General features: G+C 67.2%; 16 protein-coding genes and 1 pseudogene. 8 read left to right on the plus strand and 9 right to left on the minus strand.

Going from position 1 to position 16,840, the window contains the following annotated elements; translation table 11 throughout:
* Nucleotides 1-20: 20 nt before the first annotated feature.
* Nucleotides 21-1,061, minus strand: coding sequence for a YeiH family protein (locus GDIA_RS06720; RefSeq protein ID WP_012553725.1), 1,041 nt, complete (start codon nucleotides 1,059-1,061; stop codon nucleotides 21-23).
* Nucleotides 1,062-1,174: 113 nt separating this feature from the next.
* On the opposite strand from GDIA_RS06720, the gene GDIA_RS06725 reads away from it, so the two are divergent.
* Nucleotides 1,175-2,068, plus strand: a complete 894-nt coding sequence (locus GDIA_RS06725; RefSeq protein ID WP_012553726.1) for a LysR family transcriptional regulator — start codon at nucleotides 1,175-1,177, stop codon at nucleotides 2,066-2,068.
* 6 nt (nucleotides 2,069-2,074) lie between these two features.
* Here GDIA_RS06725 and GDIA_RS06730 read toward each other — a convergent pair whose 3' ends face one another.
* Nucleotides 2,075-3,964, minus strand: a complete 1,890-nt coding sequence (locus GDIA_RS06730; protein WP_012553727.1) for an N-acyl-D-amino-acid deacylase family protein — start codon at nucleotides 3,962-3,964, stop codon at nucleotides 2,075-2,077.
* A gap of 233 nt (nucleotides 3,965-4,197) precedes the next feature.
* Between GDIA_RS06730 and GDIA_RS06735 the strand changes: the two genes are divergently transcribed.
* On the plus strand, nucleotides 4,198-4,428 hold the full coding sequence (locus tag GDIA_RS06735; protein ID WP_012553728.1) for a tautomerase family protein: 231 nt from the start codon (nucleotides 4,198-4,200) through the stop codon (nucleotides 4,426-4,428).
* A 1-nt stretch (nucleotide 4,429) separates the two neighbouring features.
* Here the strand turns inward: GDIA_RS06735 and bluB are convergent, their stop codons facing one another.
* The 3 genes from bluB to GDIA_RS06750 are packed head-to-tail and all read right to left on the minus strand — an operon-like array spanning nucleotide 4,430 to nucleotide 7,372.
* Nucleotides 4,430-5,080: a 5,6-dimethylbenzimidazole synthase gene (bluB, locus tag GDIA_RS06740; RefSeq protein ID WP_012553729.1), complete on the minus strand. Its 651-nt coding sequence runs from the start codon at nucleotides 5,078-5,080 to the stop codon at nucleotides 4,430-4,432.
* The gene (gene cbiB / locus GDIA_RS06745; RefSeq protein WP_012553730.1) at nucleotides 5,080-6,066 is read right to left on the minus strand and encodes an adenosylcobinamide-phosphate synthase CbiB; all 987 of its coding nucleotides are present in this window, start codon (nucleotides 6,064-6,066) and stop codon (nucleotides 5,080-5,082) included. Before cbiB ends, bluB begins: the two co-directional genes overlap by 1 nt.
* A 4-nt stretch (nucleotides 6,067-6,070) precedes the next feature.
* Nucleotides 6,071-7,372, minus strand: a complete 1,302-nt coding sequence (locus GDIA_RS06750) for an Nramp family divalent metal transporter (protein ID WP_012223221.1) — start codon at nucleotides 7,370-7,372, stop codon at nucleotides 6,071-6,073.
* A 272-nt stretch (nucleotides 7,373-7,644) separates the two neighbouring features.
* Between GDIA_RS06750 and mntR the strand changes: the two genes are divergently transcribed.
* On the plus strand, nucleotides 7,645-8,118 hold the full coding sequence (gene mntR / locus GDIA_RS06755; RefSeq protein WP_220792329.1) for a manganese-binding transcriptional regulator MntR: 474 nt from the start codon (nucleotides 7,645-7,647) through the stop codon (nucleotides 8,116-8,118).
* Nucleotides 8,119-8,182: 64 nt separating this feature from the next.
* Nucleotides 8,183-8,755 (plus strand): hypothetical protein, encoded by a 573-nt coding sequence (locus GDIA_RS06760; protein ID WP_012223219.1) that lies wholly within the window; start codon nucleotides 8,183-8,185, stop codon nucleotides 8,753-8,755.
* Between the two features lie 12 nt (nucleotides 8,756-8,767).
* Here GDIA_RS06760 and GDIA_RS06765 read toward each other — a convergent pair whose 3' ends face one another.
* From GDIA_RS06765 to GDIA_RS06775, 3 genes are read right to left on the minus strand one after another with little or no spacing between them, the layout of a single operon-like run.
* Nucleotides 8,768-9,289 carry an iron transporter gene (locus GDIA_RS06765; RefSeq protein ID WP_012553733.1) on the minus strand — a complete coding sequence of 174 codons (522 nt, stop codon included), beginning with the start codon at nucleotides 9,287-9,289 and terminating at the stop codon, nucleotides 8,768-8,770.
* 19 nt (nucleotides 9,290-9,308) lie between these two features.
* A complete protein-coding gene (locus GDIA_RS06770) occupies nucleotides 9,309-10,124 on the minus strand; it encodes an FTR1 family iron permease (protein ID WP_012553734.1) in 816 nt (271 codons plus the stop codon).
* 1 nt (nucleotide 10,125) lies between these two features.
* Nucleotides 10,126-10,467 carry a cupredoxin domain-containing protein gene (locus GDIA_RS06775; RefSeq protein ID WP_012553735.1) on the minus strand — a complete coding sequence of 114 codons (342 nt, stop codon included), beginning with the start codon at nucleotides 10,465-10,467 and terminating at the stop codon, nucleotides 10,126-10,128.
* A gap of 103 nt (nucleotides 10,468-10,570) precedes the next feature.
* Here GDIA_RS06775 and GDIA_RS06780 point away from each other — a divergent pair, with 103 nt between their 5' ends.
* From GDIA_RS06780 to GDIA_RS06795, 4 genes and pseudogenes are all read left to right on the plus strand, one after another.
* Nucleotides 10,571-11,086: a hypothetical protein gene (locus GDIA_RS06780; RefSeq protein ID WP_012553736.1), complete on the plus strand. Its 516-nt coding sequence runs from the start codon at nucleotides 10,571-10,573 to the stop codon at nucleotides 11,084-11,086.
* Nucleotides 11,087-11,360: 274 nt separating this feature from the next.
* Nucleotides 11,361-13,680 (plus strand): annotated as a pseudogene (locus tag GDIA_RS06785) (efflux RND transporter permease subunit); the annotation flags it as partial.
* Nucleotides 13,681-13,896: 216 nt separating this feature from the next.
* Entirely contained in the window at nucleotides 13,897-14,106 is a 210-nt protein-coding gene (locus tag GDIA_RS06790) for a hypothetical protein (protein WP_012223213.1), read from the plus strand.
* A 280-nt stretch (nucleotides 14,107-14,386) separates the two neighbouring features.
* The gene (locus GDIA_RS06795) at nucleotides 14,387-15,172 is read left to right on the plus strand and encodes a sulfite exporter TauE/SafE family protein (protein ID WP_012553737.1); all 786 of its coding nucleotides are present in this window, start codon (nucleotides 14,387-14,389) and stop codon (nucleotides 15,170-15,172) included.
* Between the two features lie 161 nt (nucleotides 15,173-15,333).
* Here the strand turns inward: GDIA_RS06795 and GDIA_RS06800 are convergent, their stop codons facing one another.
* On the minus strand, nucleotides 15,334-16,737 hold the full coding sequence (locus tag GDIA_RS06800; protein ID WP_012553738.1) for a sugar porter family MFS transporter: 1,404 nt from the start codon (nucleotides 16,735-16,737) through the stop codon (nucleotides 15,334-15,336).
* Between the last annotated feature and the right edge of the window lie 103 nt (nucleotides 16,738-16,840).

A 16,840-nucleotide genomic window follows, 5' to 3' on the forward strand; every position in this document is an offset into this window, starting at 1 on the left:
TCGCAAAGAGACCCCTCCGGTCATCCCCCGGGCATGACCCGGACCAGTATCACGCTGGCGCCGACCAGACCGCACAGGGACAGCGCCACGGTCAGGATCAACGGCTGACCCGCCCGCATGACCGAACGAAGATCGATACTGAGACCCAGGGCCGCCATGGCGAGAATGGTCAGCACCGTGGCGGCGACATTGAGGGGGGCGACGATCCCATGCGGAATCATATCGAAGGATCGGCCGGCCATCATGATCAGGAAGCCGGTAATGTACCAGGGGACCAGCCGTGTTCTTCGCCGGGGCCCGCCGTCGAACCCGGAGGAGAGCCACGACAGAACGACGCAGACGGGACCGAGCATGAGCACCCGCATCAGTTTGACGAGGGTGCCCATATGGACGGCCGCCAGGCCGAAGGGCGAGGAGGCCGCGATCACCTGCGGCACGGCATACACCGTCAGGCCCGCGAGGGCGCCGCGCGCGGCATCGCTGACGTTCAGGACCGGCGCCAGAAGCGGCAGCCCCAGGACAATCACAAGGCCGCCGGCCGCCGTGAATGCGATGGTTGCGCCAACGTCTTCGTCCCGGGCATGGATCACGGGGGCCGCCGCCATGATCGCGGAATTGCCGCAGATGGAATTGCCGCAGGCGACCAGAAGGGTCTGGGAAACCGGCAGCCCCGCTACCCGCCCGACGCAGCAGGTAAAGGCCAGGCTGAACGCCACGATCCCCGCGACACCCGCCAGAAGCCATGGACCGGCGGAAAGCACGGCACCAATGCTGAAGGACGCACCCAAGCAAGCTATGGCGATATTGAGAAGGGTCCTGGAACAGTAACGAATGCCCGGAACCCATAAACGACCCGGCTCGTAAACGGTCCGGATGCACACGCCGACAAGAAGGGCGAGATTCAGGGGTTCCAGCCACGCTTTTCCCAACAGGCTTCCCTCGGCCCATGCGAGCAGGGAGGCAAGGCCCGATATCGCGAGGCAGAGCAGGACGCCCGGCATGCGGCACGCCAGAAAACGGCTGGCTCGCCGCCGCCAGGACACGCCGGAATAAAGCATCATGTCACCGCCCTTTCCTTCGCCACGAAGACTAGGAGGCAGCCATCTCATCACTCCAACTCATAATTTTTCTGATTCCGATCGGAAATCGTGATTGGTTGTGATATCCGGCGGGCATGACCCTGGAACAACTCCGCCTCTTTATCGCCGTCGCGGAACGGGAACACGTCACCGCCGCCAGCCGCGCCCTGAACGTGACCCAGTCCGCCGTATCGGCCGCCATCGCGACGCTGGAAGAACGGCATGGCGTGAAGCTCTTCCACCGTGTCGGCCGGGGCATTCGCCTGACGGACGCCGGCCGGCTGTTCCTGCCCGAGGCCCGTGCTGTCCTGGCCCGGGCCGTGGCGGCCGAAAACGTGCTGGACGATTTCAGCGGCCTGAAGCGCGGCACATTGCGTGTCGTGGCCAGCCAGACCATCGCCGCGTATTGGCTGCCCCCCATTCTGGTATCGTTTCGCAAGCAATATCCAGGGATTACGATCGACCTGGCGATCAGCAATACCGAAGACGCAGCCGCCAGGGTCAGGGACGGAGAGGTCGAACTGGGCATCGTCGAGGCGATCGTCGACGACCCCGCACTGGCGCAATGGCCGCTGGGGGAAGATCGCCTGACCATCATCCAGGCCGATCCGTGCCTGCCCCGGACGGTCGACCGGGCATGGCTACGGGCCGCCCGCTGGGTGATGCGGGAGCCCGGATCGGGTACGCGCTCGACGCTGGAGCAGCACCTCCGTCACCTCGGGATCGAACCCGAAGATCTGACCATCAGCCTTGTCCTGCCCTCCAACGAAAGCGTGCGGACGGCGATCGAAGCGGGGGCCGGGATCGGGGCCCTGTCCTCGCTGGTCGTGGTCCCGGCATTACAGGCCGGCACGGTGCACGCCGTGCCGCAGGCGCTGGGCGCGCGGTCGTTCTACGGGTTGCGACATAAGGAGCGCTATCGCAGCCCGGCCGCCGAGGCCCTGCTGAAGCTTATCGGCCAGGAGCCGCCGGAACGCCGAACCCGGTAGGTCGAGTCACACGGGATCGCACTCCCGCGCATGGTCCTTCGCCCTTACGACGCGCCCGTACGCATGCTGGCCGAACTCGGGCGCATATCGGTCATCCGCCCAGGCCATCCTGCCGGCGATCATCACGTTCCGCACCACACCCTGCGGGCGATTGACGACCTGCCTGCATCCGAACTGCCGACGGTCGATGAAGTGATAGGTGCTTTCCGGATTCCATTTTTGGAGCGCCACGGGATCGACGACGCAGAGATCCGCCTGTGCGCCCACACGCACCCGCCCCGCCTTGATCCCGAAGAATTCCGCCGGAAGCCCGGTCAGCCGATGGACGGCCAGGGAAACCCGCTGCAACCCCTCCCGCTGCGCCATTTTCAGCGTCCGCAGGTTGCCGTCATAGAACGCGATATTGGCCAGGTGCGCGCCGCTGTCGTTGAAACCGGGCAGCGTCTGGTCGTGGAACAGGAGTTTCCTGACCGTCGCTTCATCGCGATTGGCGATGGTCGTTTCCCACCGCAAATCCGTATCCCATTCCCGCAGAAGATGCAGAAGGAAGTCCGCGTCATCCTGGATCGGATCTGGAAATCCCGCGAAGAATGCCGCCTCGGCGTCATTGGCCGGCCCCCGTCGACCCTTGGATGCCTGGGCGGTTCGAAGCCTGCGACAGGGGGCCGCCAAGGTTTCGCCGGCCCAGTGGGGAAGCGGGCATTCGGCCACGACCATGTCTTCCAGCCGCCGGGTCAGGACGACGTCCTCCAGACGGAGCCGCCGCATCAGCCGGGCCAGCGACCAGCCCTTTTTTCCCTTCACCCACATCTTCCGGAACGCTTCGATCCAGGCGGGATCGTTCAGGATACGGGCACGGCCCTGGCGGTCGGCGAGTTCCAGCTCGTTGAGGGCCCTCAATTCCGGAATCTCGTCCGCGATCGGGTTGATGGCGCCGTCACTCCAGATCCGGAAGGACGACGACAGGGCCTGAAAACGGAATACCCCGCCCAGAAGCCTGGAATTCAGGATCGCGGACAGGAGCAGGCAGAGCGACACGGCCGACCGGTTGGTCCGCAGGTCAAGCGCCGCCAGCACGGTCGTCTTGAGCGGCCGGCCGTAAAGACGCCCGCTGGTCAGCAGGAAACTGCGCACGACAGCCGGGATATTGTCCTTGGACGGTGTCGCCTGCCAGACCCGGCCATAGCGGCGCACGACCGACGTAAGCCGGGACAATTCCTTGAACCCGGCATATTGCGTCGGGATCTTTTTCTTCTTGTTCGGCGCGTTGGCAAGGAAATGGAACGGCAGCGCGTCGGTCGAAAATCCCGCATAGCCCTGGGACATTCCCAGGTCCAGCAGCCGCTCCATGCGGGAAAGTTCCTGCCGGGTGGGCCGACGGCCCACGGACTGGTTCAGTCCCATGACTTCGATCCGAAGCATGGAATGCGGGATCAACGGCACCACATTGGGGCCGAGCGGAAGGCTTTCCAGATGATCGAGATAACCCGCCGAATCTGTCCATGTGCAGGTATCCGCAACCCGGCCCAGAACGGTTTTCGGCATGTTCTCGACGCGCGCGAAGCAATCCACGATCGGGTCCTCGCCGTCGCGCCGCTGATGGCCGTATATCACCCCGATGGAGCAGTTGCCCATCACGACCGTCGTGGTACCATGGCGCACCACTTCGGGGAGTTCGGGGGACAGTTCGACCTCCAGGTCGAGATGCGTGTGGATGTCGAGCAGCCCCGGCATCAGCCATAGACCCCGACAGTCAATCTCGGTCGTCCCTTCGTCCGTCGCCAGGCCTGGCCCGATCGCGGTGATCCTGTCACCGGTTACGGCCACGTCGGAAATCAGGGGAGCACCTCCGGATCCATCGAAAAGAATGCCATTACGATAAACGATATCCGCCATATTTGTCTCCGAGAGCGGACGACGGATAAAAAATAACGAGCATATCGCAGATGTGATCGCTGCTCTGTCGCCCTGCCTGCCTGATTATAACAACCCGGGACCAGTCAAGTTCCAGAATCAATGATACCGTCGACGTTTCAATAGGATCGCGCGAAGGATTCCGGCGACCGGATATTACGATATCCGCGAACTCGATACCTTGGATGCAAACGAAAAGAGAGAGGAACAGGCCGATGCCGCATGTGATCATCAAGCTTCAGCCGGGAAAGTCGGAACATCAGAAGGAAACGATCGCGGAAGCCGTCGCCCAGGCCGTCATGGCCAGCGCGCCCTGTGCGGAGCGCGCGGTTTCGGTCTCCATCGAGGAAATCGCGCCGGAGGACTGGGTCGAGGCGGTCTACAAGCCCGATATCCTCGGCGGCCCGGGCACGCTGTACAAGCGCCCCGGGTACGATCCGCTTTGATTTACCGGACGATCCAGGCCCGCCGCGCGGGGTCGCGCCGTTCCCAGCCCCGCCGCTCCAGTTCGGGACTGTCCGACGGGTCCTGCGCGTAGCCGACGCAGAGATAGGCCAGGAACGTCCAGCGCGGATCGGCATCCAGGATGCGGGCGATCTGCTGCGGGTCGAGGATCGACACCCACCCCACCCCCAGGCCCGCCGCCGTGGCGGCCAGCCAGAACGTATGGACGGCCATGACGGCGGACCAGACCGTGGTCTGGGGCATCGTCAGCCGGCCCAGGCCCCTGCCCTGCGCCGGGTCGGCGTCGCAGAAGACCGCGACATGGTGCGGGGCGCGATCCAGCCCGGCCAGTTTCAGCGTGGCGTAGCGGGCGGCATCTTCCTCGGTGCGCGCCGCCAGCGCGTCGGCGTTGCAGCGCGCGAATTCCGCCCGGACCGCCGCCCGGCGCGCGGGGGAATCGACCCGCATGAAGCGCCAGGGTTCGCTCAGCCCCACCGAGGGCGCCAGGCAGGCGGTGGCCAGCAGGCCGTCCAGCACGGCAGGGTCCACCGGGTCGGTCCGGAAATGCCGCACGTCGCGCCGCCAGACGAACAGGCGGTCGAGCTGGGCGCGGAAATCGTCGGGAAACGCGGGGCGGGGATCGGGTTCGGTCATCACAGGACCGTTATGTACACCGCCAGGGCCACGATGACGATCCATTCGATCCGGCAGGCCCGGCGATAGAGGACCAGCGCACGGTCCAGATGGCCGATATCCGCATCCGGCGTGCCGTCGCCCATCCAGGCATCCTGCACCCGCACGCCGCCATAGAGGCGCGGACCGGCCAGGCGCAGCCCCAGCGCGCCGGCCATCGCGGCTTCGGGCCAGCCGGCATTGGGCGAGCGATGGTGCCGCGCGTCGTCCCGAAGGGCCCGCCAGACGGCCCCCCGCCGCGCGCGCGGCGCCGCCAGGAAAATCCACAGCGCCGACAGGCGCGAAGCCGGCAGGTTGATCCCGTCGTCCAGCCGCGCGGCGGCGAAGCCGAAGGCGGCGTGGCGGGGCGTCAGGTGCCCGATCATGCTGTCGGCGGTATTGACGGCCTTGTAGAAGACCGCGCCCGGCAGGCCCAGCAGCGCCGTCCAGAGCAGCGGCGCCACCACGCCGTCCGAGAAATTTTCCGCCAGGCTTTCGATCGCGGCCCGCACGATGCCCGCGCGGTCCAGCCCCGCCGTGTCGCGCCCCACGATGCGTCCCACCGCCGCCCGGCCACCCGCCAGCCCGCCCCCGCGCAACCCCGTGCCCACGTCGGCCACATGGTCGTGCAGCGAGCGCTGGGCGACCAGGGTGCCGGCGGCCACCGCCTGCAGCAGGATCGCAAGGCCGCGCGGCAGCACGCGGTCCATCAGCCATACCGCCCCACAGGCCAGGCCGACCGGCACCGCGACCACGATCGCCAGGGCCGCGAACCCCGCCGCCCGGCGGCCGGGCGACGACCAGCCGGGCCGATTGCCCAGGCGGTCCAGCCGGCCGATCAGCGCGCCGATCCACATCACCGGGTGGCCGATCCATGCGAAGACCGGGGCGGGATAGCCGACGCGCCATTCGATCACCGCCGCCAGCGCGGCCACGCTGAGCGTCGCGGACAAGGAAGCATCCGGCATCGGATCAGCCCGTCGCCATGTCCCACAGCAGCTTGCCGTTCAGCGCCAGGATGACCAGGGCGACCAGCCATGACAGGGCCGCGAACCCGCGCGAGATGGCGAAGGAGCCCATCATCCGCCGATCGGCGACGAACCAGACCAGCGGAATGACGGCGAAGGGCAATTGCATCGACAGCACCACCTGGCTGAACACCAGCAGCCGGTTCGTGCCCGCCGCGCCGTACAGCGCCGTGACCACCACCACCGGCACGATGGCCAGTCCCCGGGTCAGCAGCCGCCGCGCCCAGTGCGGCAGGCGCACATGCAGGAATCCCTCCATCACGATCTGGCCGGCCAGGGTGCCGGTGACGGTCGAATTCATCCCCGCCGCCAGCAGCGCCACGGCGAACAGCGTCGAGGCCACGCCCAGCCCCAGCAGCGGCGAGATCAGGCGATAGGCCTGCCCGATATCGGCCACGTCGCGATGCCCGCTGCCATGGAAGGCGGCACTGGCGACGATCAGGATCGCGGCATTGATGAAAAGCGCCATCATCAGCGCCAGCGTGCTGTCCCAGGTGGCCCAGCGGATCGCGTCGCGGCGCCCGGCCTCGGACCGGTCATAGGCCCGCGTCTGCACGATCGAGGAATGGAGGTACAGGTTATGCGGCATGACCGTCGCCCCGATGATGCCGATGGCGACATACAGCATGGCCGGGTCGGTCAGCAGGGCGGGCGTCGGAACCAGGCCACGCAGGACCGCCGCCACGGGCGGGGCCGCCGCGAGGATCTGGACCAGGAAGCACGCGGCGATGATGACCAGCAGGCCGATCACGAAGGCCTCCAGCACGCGGAATCCGCGGTTCATCAGCATCAGCACCAGGGCGGCGTCCAGGCCGGTGAGGATGGCGCCCGGCAGCAGCGGGAGGCCGAACAGCAATTGCAGCGCGATCGCGGTGCCGATGACCTCCGCCAGGTCGCAGGCGATGATCGCGGCCTCGCACGCCAGCCAGAGCGCGATGGTGACCGGCATCGGGAACCGGTCGCGGCACGCCTGCGCCAGGTCCCGCCCGGTGGCGATCCCCAGCCGGGCCGACAGGGCCTGCAGCAGGATGGCCATCAGGTTCGACAGCATGATGACCGACAGCAGCCGGTATCCGAACGCCGACCCGCCCGCCAGGTCCGTGGCCCAGTTGCCCGGGTCCATATAGCCGACCGATACCATGTATCCCGGCCCGGCGAAGGCCATCAGCCGCCGCCAGCCGGTGGCGCCGGGCGGAACGTGGACCGAGGCATGGGCTTCGGCCAGGCTGGCGAATGGATCGGGCATCGGGCGGCACACCAAGGGGGAGGAAGCCCGTCCAGCGTAGGGGCGGAGGATGAGAATATGCAATAAGCTATATGATGTGGCGCAGGCCATTTGGTATATGCTCACGTCGGTTTGCGTGCCCGCCCGTCGCCCCGGACCGGAATTGAGGCCGGTGCGGTTGCGGTATAGATGTCCTGCTGAAGCAGGTCCGGCGCCTGCGGGCGCGATGACGAGCAGATGGGGAGTTCCGGCAGGTGAAGAACGCACGCGCGGCGCGCAGGCCGGTCGCGCCCATGCCTGATCCCGACATCCAGTCCGAAGGCTTCCGCCAGGCGCGCGAGGCACGGCGCACGGCGCTGGTCGAGGATTATGTCGAACTGATCGACGACCTGCTGGCCGAGGGGCGTGAGGCGAGGCAGGTCGATATCGCCTGCCGGCTGGGGGTGTCGCAGCCGACCGTCGCCAAGATGCTGCGCCGGCTGACCGGCGACGGGCTGGTGACGCGCCGTCCCTATCGCGGCATCTTCCTGACCGAGTCCGGGCAGAAGATGGCCGAGGACAGCCGCGCCCGCCACCGCGTGGTCGAGGCGTTCCTGCGCGCGCTGGGGATCAGTGCCGACACCGCGCGCATCGATGCCGAGGGCATGGAACATTATGTCGGCGCCGAAACCCTGGCGGCTTTCCAGCGCGCCATCGATGCCGGACTGGCCGGATTCCTGCACCGTACCGCATCACGGGACCCCACGCCGCCAACTGGCACGTTGTAAAATCCGTCGCGCCGGGCTTGAGTAGGGACGACGGGCCAGCCAGGCATGCGTCAAGGAGGATGAAGTGAAGCAGATCCTGTCCGCCAGATTGACGCTGGGGGCCCTTGCCGTGGCCCCCGTTGCCGCGATCTGGGGCGTTCTCGCGGCTGATGCGCCGGCCCGGGCCGCGCCGCCGTCCACCACCGTTCCGGGCGCGATTCCCGCCATGGCCACGGCGCCCGCGCGCATGACCCCGAACGAGGCGGCCGCGGCAGCCGCCACCGGGCAGATCACGTTCTCGATGAAGGAGATCGATGTCGGCGCGGGTTATGCCTGGGGGACGGGACGCCTGGTCTATGGTGGCCAGACCTATGATTTCACCCTGAAGGGCGGCGGCTTGGTCGGGGTGGGCTTCTCGCACATCGAGGGCCACGGAACCGTGCGCAACCTGACGCGGCTGCGGGATTTCGAGGGCACCTACTGGGCCGTGCAGGGCGAAGCGACGATGGGCCTGGGACGCGGCGGCAAGCTGCTGGAAAACAACAACCTGGTCGATATCGACCTGGCCACCACGACCCGCGGCGCCCGCCTGGCCGCCGAGGCGATGCGCATCACGCTGCATCTCTCGGGCCCCGCCCGGGGCGCCACCCCCGGCTAGGGCAGCCGGGTCCTATTTCTGGGGGTAGGCGAAGGTAAAGGATTCGGCGAACGGGGCCCAGAATCCCGGGGTGCCGGTTTCCTGATCCACGTGGTGCATGAAGCCGTTCGCCTCCGGCGAGCCGTAGCGGAAGACGACCGTATAGGTGCCGGGGCCGTCCATGCGGACGTTGTCGGCATAATGCGGGCCGTCCTTGGCGGTCATGGCGTGCAGCGTGCCCGTTTGCTTCCAAGGGCTGCCGGCCCGCGTCAGCGTGTAGGTGACGGTCAGGTACGGCACCCAGCCCCCGTCGGGGAAGCCCCAGACATTGTCGGCCGTCGCGTGGATGTCGGTTTCCAGGTGAATGGAATCGGGCCCGGTGGGCATGCCCGCCATCATCGGCGCGACCTCGATCCCCACCAGGTAATTGGCGGCGATTTCCATGTCATGGGCATAGACCGGGCCGCCGATCGGATATTCCCGCGCCAGGGCGGGCGCGGCCACCCCCAGCAACGTGACGGCAAGGGCGGAAGCGGCAAGAAATCTGGCAGTCATCTTTTCCATTCCTGAACGGTCACGCACGGGCAGGCTGGCGGCGCATCCTGTGCCCCGCCACGACCAGTACCAGCAAAGTCACCAGCCATGCCACGATCTGCACGCCGGTCGGACGATCCGAGTAGCCCATCAGCGCCTTGGCGGCACGCCCCGCCATGCTGCCGTCGGACAGCAGCCATGACGAATCCCAGATATCGTAGCCCATGGCCGGAATCAGGTCGTCATTCGCCAGCAGGGCGGCGGCCTGGCTGGCCATGCCGGCGGCCAGAATCGACACCAGCCAGCCGGTGACGCTGAACAGGTGCCGCAGCGGAATCACCACCAGCCCCCGATACAGCGCCCAGGACAGGGCGCAGCCGCCGGCCACGCCCAGCAGGCCGCCGGTCAGCATCGGCACCAGGCCCGCCCCGGTGGAAACCGCGATCCCGTACAGGAACAGCACGACCTCCACCCCCTCGCGCAGGACCGCCACGGCCACGACGACCGCCAGCGCCGGCAGCGAGCGCGTGCCGCTGGCCACCGCCGCGCCGACCGCCTGCATGTCGCGCGCCATTTCGCGCCCGTGCCGCGCCATCCACACGATGTGCCAGCCCAGCATCAGCACCGCCAGGCAGAGGATCGACGCCGAGAACACATCCTGCCCGTTGCCGGACAGCGACTGCGACAGCGCCCCGGCGAACGCGGCGACGACGGCCGCCCCCAGCACGCCCGCCCCGATGCCGCCCGCCACCCACAGCCCGCGTCCGGCGATCCCGCGCGTGGCGGCCAGCACGATGCCGACGATCAGCCCGGCTTCCATCACCTCGCGAAAGACGATCAGCAGACTGCCCAGCATGTCAGTGTCCCTCTTGCGCCGTGACGGTACCCACGGCACTGTCCGGGTGGTAGTCGTCGAAGAACTTGTAGGTCCCGGGATGCAGCGGGCCGGCATGAACCGTGATCGTGCCGCCCTGGACGACGATCTTCTCGAACTTCATGTCGTAGCTTTCGAATTCGTCCACCGTGTCGTCCTGGTTGGACAGGGTGATCAGGAATCGCTGGCCGGCGGGAACGTCCAGATGGTCCGGCGTGAAATGATGGTCCTTCAGGACCAGGCGGTACGGGTCCTGCGCCGCCGCCGGCCGGGCCAGGCATACGAACAGGCACAGCGGCAGGATCAGGGACGGCACGGCACGCATGGGCGGATCCATCGGGAAAATATGATCTGCGGCTAACGCGACTGGTTCGCATTGTCAACTCAACATGCTATGCGGAACAGATTCGTCCATTCGGAAGACACCGATGTATCATCCCTTTGCCTTCATGCGCCTGCCCTACTCCGTGCTGACGGCACTCGACAGCCGGATGTACCATTACTGGATGCAGCCGGTGCATTATCTGGTCCGGATCGTCCACATCCTGAGCATGTCCGGCTTCTTCGGCATAGAGATGATCTTCGACTTCGCCCTGTTCCGCCGCAACGGACAGGCCACGCTGGGCGCGGTATCCCGGCTGATCATGCCATGGGTCCACTGGATGTTCGGCGTGGCGATGGTCAGTGGGGTGGCGCTGTTCTTCTACGACCCGGTCCGCATCGGCAGCCGCGGCTACCTGTCGCCCAAATTGCTGCTGATCGCGCTGGCGCTGGGGCTGGTGGCCCTGGTCCATCGCCGGATCTACCAGCCGTCGATGGGGGGGCGGCCGGCCGGGCTGCCGCGCTCGCGGGTCGTGGCGGTGGCGTCCCTGCTGCTGTGGACCGGGGTGATCGTCCTGTCGTGCCTGAACAGCGAGGGCGTGCCCAAGGTCTTCCTGCGGTAAAGCGGCAGGACCGCGCCCAGCACGCACAGCAGAAGATAGCATCGCCAAAGGGTCATCACGCCGCCGCCCTACGGTCATGACGGTTCCGGATCAAGCGGGCGTGCGCCCGCATGACATCCCCCGCCGCGCATTCGTGTTGGGAATATTTTAGGCCGCTCTCCCTGGACGGACGTGGCGCCCTTGCGGACCATGCGGCCATGGGCAACATGACGGTGCAGTACCCGCGTCCGGCCCCCCGGCGCCGGATGGCCTTCCCGGGGCAGGGAAACCGCACATGTCGGTGACGGGCCTCTTTATCCGCCGGCCGGTGGCGACGACGCTGCTGACGCTGGCCTGCGTCCTGTGCGGCGTCGTCGGCTATCTGACCCTGCCGGTCGCCGACCTGCCGAACATCGATTTTCCGGTGATCCAGGTCCAGGCGCAGGAACCCGGCGGCTCGCCCGAACAGATGGCCAGTTCGATCGCCGCACCGCTGGAACGCCATCTGGGCGAAATCGCGGGCCTGGAGGAAATGACGTCGCAATCCAGCACAGGCCAGGTCCGGCTGACCCTGCAGTTCGCGCTGTCGCGCGACGTCAACGGCGCGGCCCGCGATGTCGAGGCCGCGATCCAGGCCGCGCGCGCCGACCTGCCGACGACGCTGCGGCAGAATCCGCAATATTCCAAGGCAAACCCGAACGACCCGCCTGCCCTGCTGCTGGCGCTGACATCCGATACCATGCCGCTGCCGCAGGTCTACGACCAGGCGTCGAGCCTGATCCTGCCGCGCCTGTCGCAGGTCCGGGGCGTGGGGCTGGTGCAGCTCAGCGGCAGCGCGCTGCCCGCCGTGCGGGTCGAGATCGATCCGCAGGCGCTGTACAAGTTCGGGATCGGGTTCGAGGACATCCGCGCCGCCCTCGCCTCGGCCAACGCCCATACGCCCAAGGGCTTCATCGACCAGGACGGGCAGCGCCTGACGCTGGAGACCAACGACCAGGCCCGCGACGCCCAGGCCTATCGTGACCTGGTCATCGCCTATCGCAACGGCCGCGCCGTGCGCCTGACCGACGTGGCGCAGGTGGTGGACGGGGTCGAGGACGTGCGCAATGCGGGATATTACAACCGCAAGCCGGCCATCGTGGTGCAGGTCTTCATGCAGGCCGGCGGCAATATCGTGCAGGCCCTGGACCAGATCCATGCCGAGATGCCGCAACTGGAGGCCGCCCTGCCGGCGGCGATCCGGATGCAGACCTTCATGGACCGGTCGATGACCATCCGCGCGTCGCTGGCCGACACGCGCATGACGCTGGTCCTGTCGGTGATGCTGGTGGTGCTGACGGTGCTGCTGTTCCTGGGCACGCTGGGGGTGATCAGCCTGCTGGGCTATTCGCTGGACAACATGTCGCTGATGGCCCTGACGATTTCCACCGGCTTCGTTGTCGATGATGCCATCGTGGTGCTGGAAAACGTCACCCGCCACGTGGAGAAGGGCATCCCCCCCTTCGAGGCTGCGCGGCGCGGGTCGTCGAACCAGGGGAACCTGTTCATCGTCCTGACCGACAAGTCGAAGCGCGGCCATCCGCCTTCGACCACCATCGGGAATCTCAACCGCCGGTCGCATTTCATGACCGGGGCACGGTTCTACGCGCTGCTGCGCAGCGCGATCCGCGTCGGCGCGCGGCCCAGCAACGCTGGCGTATCAATATACCTTGCAGGGCAACGACACGGCCGCGCTGTACGACTGGACGCAGAAGCTGGTCACCGCCCTGTCCGCGCAGCCGGAACTGGCGGACGTGTCGTCCGACGTGCTGCTGGGCGACCTGGCGCTGGATGTCGCGATCGACCGCGACACGGGGGCCCGCACGCAACTGACGCCGCAATTGATCGCCAACACATTGTATGATGCCTACGGCCAGCGCCCGGCCTCGATCATCTACAATCATTTGAACCAGTATCGCGTGGTGATGGAGGCCGCGCCCCGTTTCTGGCAGGACCCAGCCTCGCTCCGCCAGGTGTGGGTCAGTGTCGCGGGCGGCACGGCGCAGGGGGGCACCCAGGCGAACACCATCCGCGTGCCGCTGGCGACGGCCACCACGGCCACCACGGCCGCGGCGCAGAGTGCCGCGTCCTTCACAAACCAGATCGCCAACACGCTTGCGGGCGGCCATTCGGCATCGAACGGTTCGGCGGTCTCGACGGGCGCCGAAACCATGGTCCCGCTGCAGGTGGTCAGCCAGACCACGCCGGGGAACATCGCGCTGGCCGTCAATCATGAGGGACAGGCTGTCGCGGCCACGATTTCGTTCAACCTGCCGACCGGCGTGCCGCTGGGACGGGCCCTCCAGGTCGTCGACGCCCAGGTCCGGCGCCTGAAGATGCCCCCGAGCATCCATGGCGCCTTCAGCGGCAATGCCGCGCAACTGCAGAATTCCGCCAGCAGCGAGACCCTGCTGATCGTGGCCGCGCTGGCCGCGGTCTACATGGTCCTGGGAATCCTGTACCAAAGCTACCTGCACCCCCTGACCATCCTGTCCACCCTGCCCTCGGCGGGGGTCGGCGCCCTGGTGGCCCTGTGGGTATTCGGGCAGCAATTCTCGCTGATGGCCATCATCGGGGGGCTGGCGGTCTGCCAGGCCCTGACCCTGTTCACGACCCCCATCGTCTACCTGACCCTGGAACAGATGGCCCGCCGCGTGACGGCATGGCGCGGGACCATGCCGCCCGGCCATCCCAATACGGGTCTGTATTGATATCTATTGTGTATGCGATAGAATACCAGGGGACCTATTCGGGGCAGCGTCCAACGGCCCGATCCGAAACGGAGTTGAGACGTGACTGATCATCCCCCGGCCACCGTGTCCCGGCCGGACGCACAGACGAACGACGCCGTTCCCCCCCAGGCGATACGCGCGCGACTCTTTCCCTTCACGGGCCCGGTTCCAGCCGAGCGCGTCATTCGGGGCGTGTGTATCGGTGGTGTGATATCGCTGGTTCTGTGGGCCCTGCTGGTCGGCATCATCATGGTGATCCGACGCCTGTAACAGGTTGTTTTAAACCGTATTCGACGAAATACCGGGCGACGGCACATGTGGATGGCCGGCCCGCGCCGCTGCCCGCCGGGCACGCGATGCGTGCCGGTGATGCGTACCGGTCTGGCACGAATCATGCGTGCCGTGCTTCACGCCCGTCGCGATCCGTGGACGATATTTATATCACCCCTGGTGATCGGCAATTGAGAAATACCACTTATTCTGATGATTTCAATTTATATGCCGGAGATGATATCGTATAATAACGCGTTTGAGAGTCTGGGAATCCGCGATGATGTTAAGTGACACGTTTCAGCCGCTTTATTCCCTGTCCGGGCTGGGCGTGGGCTTTCTGGTCGGCGTCACGGGCGTGGGCGGCGGATCGCTGATGACGCCGCTGCTGATCCTGCTGTTCGGAATCCATCCCCAGACCGCGGTCGGGACCGATCTGCTCTACGCCGCCATTACCAAGGCCGTCGGCACCGGCGTCCATGGCTTTTCGGGCGGGGTGGACTGGAAGGTCGTGCGGCGCCTGTCCAGCGGCAGCATCCCGGCCTCGGCCATCGCGCTGGTGATCCTGCATGTGCTGGGCGCCCCGTCATCGGTCACCACGCAGCTCATTACCCGCAGCCTGGGCGTCGCGCTGCTGCTGACGGCCCCGTGCATCCTGTTCCGCGCCCGGATCCTGCAGCGGCTGGGCGCCTTTTCCGAAGCCCTGACCGACCGGCAGACCCATATCCTGACGGTGCTGGTCGGTGCCGTCCTGGGGTTGCTGGTCTCGCTGTCCTCGGTCGGCGCGGGGGCGATCGGCGTGACGGCGCTGCTGGTGCTCTATCCCCGCCTGTCCACCGCGCAGATCGTGGCGGCGGACATCGCGCATGCGGTGCCGCTGACGCTGGTGGCGGGACTGGGGCACTGGCTGCTGGGATCGGTCAATCCGGCCATGCTGGTGTCGCTGCTGATGGGGTCGATCCCGGGCATCGTCCTGGGCAGCCTGTTCGTCGGCTATATCCGCGAAAGCATCCAGCGCGCCGTCCTGGCCACCATTCTGACCATCGTCGGCGCCCGCCTGATCTGACAAAAAAATCCCTGCTGCTGGCGATCCGACGCGCGTTTCCTGCGCTCCGATGCTCATGGCCCATAAGGCCACTCCGCTTCGGTGCTCGAAAACACACGCCGGGCGCAGCCCTTTGGGCTGCTCTCGCTCAGCATCAGGGCTTTTGAAACAGCTTCTGCTTCTTATGTCGGACAGCCGATGCGGCGCAGGGGTTCGCCGGCCATCAGGTGCGCTTCGATCGCTTCCATCGGTACGCCCTTCGTCTCGGGGACGAAGCGAAGGGTGAACAGGATGAACAGGACGTTCACCACCCCATAGCCGATGAAGGCACGGGGCAGGCCCACGACCGCGACGATGCTGAGGAAGGTGTTGCTGACCACCCAGTCGCCGCACCAACTGGCCAGCGTGGAGGTCGCCACCCCGAATTCCCGCCCCTCCAGCGGCTGGATTTCCGAACATAACGTCCAGACCAGCGGTCCGGCACCCAGCCCGAACCCCGCGACGAAGATCAGCAGGGCCGCGATCAACCCGACCGGCACGCCCGCACCGGGCGGGTCGGTGGCCACGATCGCGGCGGCGGCCAGCATCGCACCCGCCATCAGCGCGCAACTGACGACCAGCAGCGGCCGCCGCCCCCAGCGCGAGACCGCGAACACCGCCAGCAGGCCCACCAGCGCGTTGACCCCGCCGACCAGAACGGTCGCCCAGACGGCCATCGCCGGGTCGGCATGCGCGCCTTCCAGGATTCGGGGCGCGTAGTACATGACCACGTTGATGCCGCCCAGTTGCTGGAACATCTGCAACCCGATTCCCAACGCGACCGAACGGCGGAAATTCGGCTGGCGGCGCAGCAGGGCGAAGCCCCCGACCCTGTCCCGCGTCCGTTCGGCGGCCATGGCCGCCAGTTCCGCATCCACCCGGGCCGGGTCGTCGCGCACGCGCAGCAGCACCCGGCGCGCCGCATCGGCCCGCCCCCGGGCCGCGAGCCAGGCCGGGCTTTCGGGCAGCAGGAAATAGGCGGCGAACAGCAGCGCCGCCGGCAGCAGGGGAAAGGCCACCATCCAGCGCCAGTGCCCGCCCGCCGAACACAGGCCGCCGACCAGGTAGCCGGCCAGGATGCCGATCGACTGCAGCATCGAGAAGATCGAGACCATGCGCCCGCGCATGTCGCCCGTCGCCAGTTCGGCAATGTAGAGGGGCGCGGTAAAGGCGCAGGTCCCCACCGCGACGCCGATCAGCAGCCGCCCGGCGATGATCTGCCCCACGCCGGAGGCGCTGAGGCACAGATACGCCCCTGCCCCCACCAGCAGCATCGCCAGCAGCAGCGTCCGCCGCCGTCCGAAACGATAGGAAACCGCGCCCGCCCCCAGCGACCCGGCGGCGGCACCGATCATCAGCACCGAGACGATCCATTCCTGCACCCGGTAGGACGCATGGAACGCCTGCCCGATATCACCCAGCGCCTCGGCGATCAGGCCGGTATCCAGCCCGACGGGCAGTCCGGCGGCGGCGGCGAGAAGGGTGGCGAGAAACGCGACACGCGCGGGTGCGAGAGGCTGTACTGAAATCGTCGCGACCTGTGACACGCCCTGCCCCTAACCGATTCATCCTCCGGGCAGGCTACCCCGGTACGCGCCGGATGCATACGATCTGCATCAAGGACGGGCTGCATCAAGGATGGGGCCGGCC

This window comes from Gluconacetobacter diazotrophicus PA1 5, assembly GCF_000021325.1.
Taxonomy (GTDB): domain Bacteria; phylum Pseudomonadota; class Alphaproteobacteria; order Acetobacterales; family Acetobacteraceae; genus Gluconacetobacter; species Gluconacetobacter diazotrophicus.

What these genes read in the sequence shown, in the direction of transcription:
- GDIA_RS06720 (WP_012553725.1), bottom strand. Translation starts at nt 1,061, where the DNA reads ATGATGCTTTATTCCGGCGTGTCCTGGCGGCGGCGAGCCAGCCGTTTT.
- GDIA_RS06725 (WP_012553726.1), top strand. Translation starts at nt 1,175, where the DNA reads ATGACCCTGGAACAACTCCGCCTCTTTATCGCCGTCGCGGAACGGGAA.
- GDIA_RS06730 (WP_012553727.1), bottom strand. Translation starts at nt 3,964, where the DNA reads ATGGCGGATATCGTTTATCGTAATGGCATTCTTTTCGATGGATCCGGA.
- GDIA_RS06735 (WP_012553728.1), top strand. Translation starts at nt 4,198, where the DNA reads ATGCCGCATGTGATCATCAAGCTTCAGCCGGGAAAGTCGGAACATCAG.
- bluB (WP_012553729.1), bottom strand. Translation starts at nt 5,080, where the DNA reads ATGACCGAACCCGATCCCCGCCCCGCGTTTCCCGACGATTTCCGCGCC.
- cbiB (WP_012553730.1), bottom strand. Translation starts at nt 6,066, where the DNA reads ATGCCGGATGCTTCCTTGTCCGCGACGCTCAGCGTGGCCGCGCTGGCG.
- GDIA_RS06750 (WP_012223221.1), bottom strand. Translation starts at nt 7,372, where the DNA reads ATGCCCGATCCATTCGCCAGCCTGGCCGAAGCCCATGCCTCGGTCCAC.
- mntR (WP_220792329.1), top strand. Translation starts at nt 7,645, where the DNA reads ATGCCTGATCCCGACATCCAGTCCGAAGGCTTCCGCCAGGCGCGCGAG.
- GDIA_RS06765 (WP_012553733.1), bottom strand. Translation starts at nt 9,289, where the DNA reads ATGACTGCCAGATTTCTTGCCGCTTCCGCCCTTGCCGTCACGTTGCTG.
- GDIA_RS06770 (WP_012553734.1), bottom strand. Translation starts at nt 10,124, where the DNA reads ATGCTGGGCAGTCTGCTGATCGTCTTTCGCGAGGTGATGGAAGCCGGG.
- GDIA_RS06775 (WP_012553735.1), bottom strand. Translation starts at nt 10,467, where the DNA reads ATGCGTGCCGTGCCGTCCCTGATCCTGCCGCTGTGCCTGTTCGTATGC.
- GDIA_RS06780 (WP_012553736.1), top strand. Translation starts at nt 10,571, where the DNA reads ATGTATCATCCCTTTGCCTTCATGCGCCTGCCCTACTCCGTGCTGACG.
- GDIA_RS06795 (WP_012553737.1), top strand. Translation starts at nt 14,387, where the DNA reads ATGATGTTAAGTGACACGTTTCAGCCGCTTTATTCCCTGTCCGGGCTG.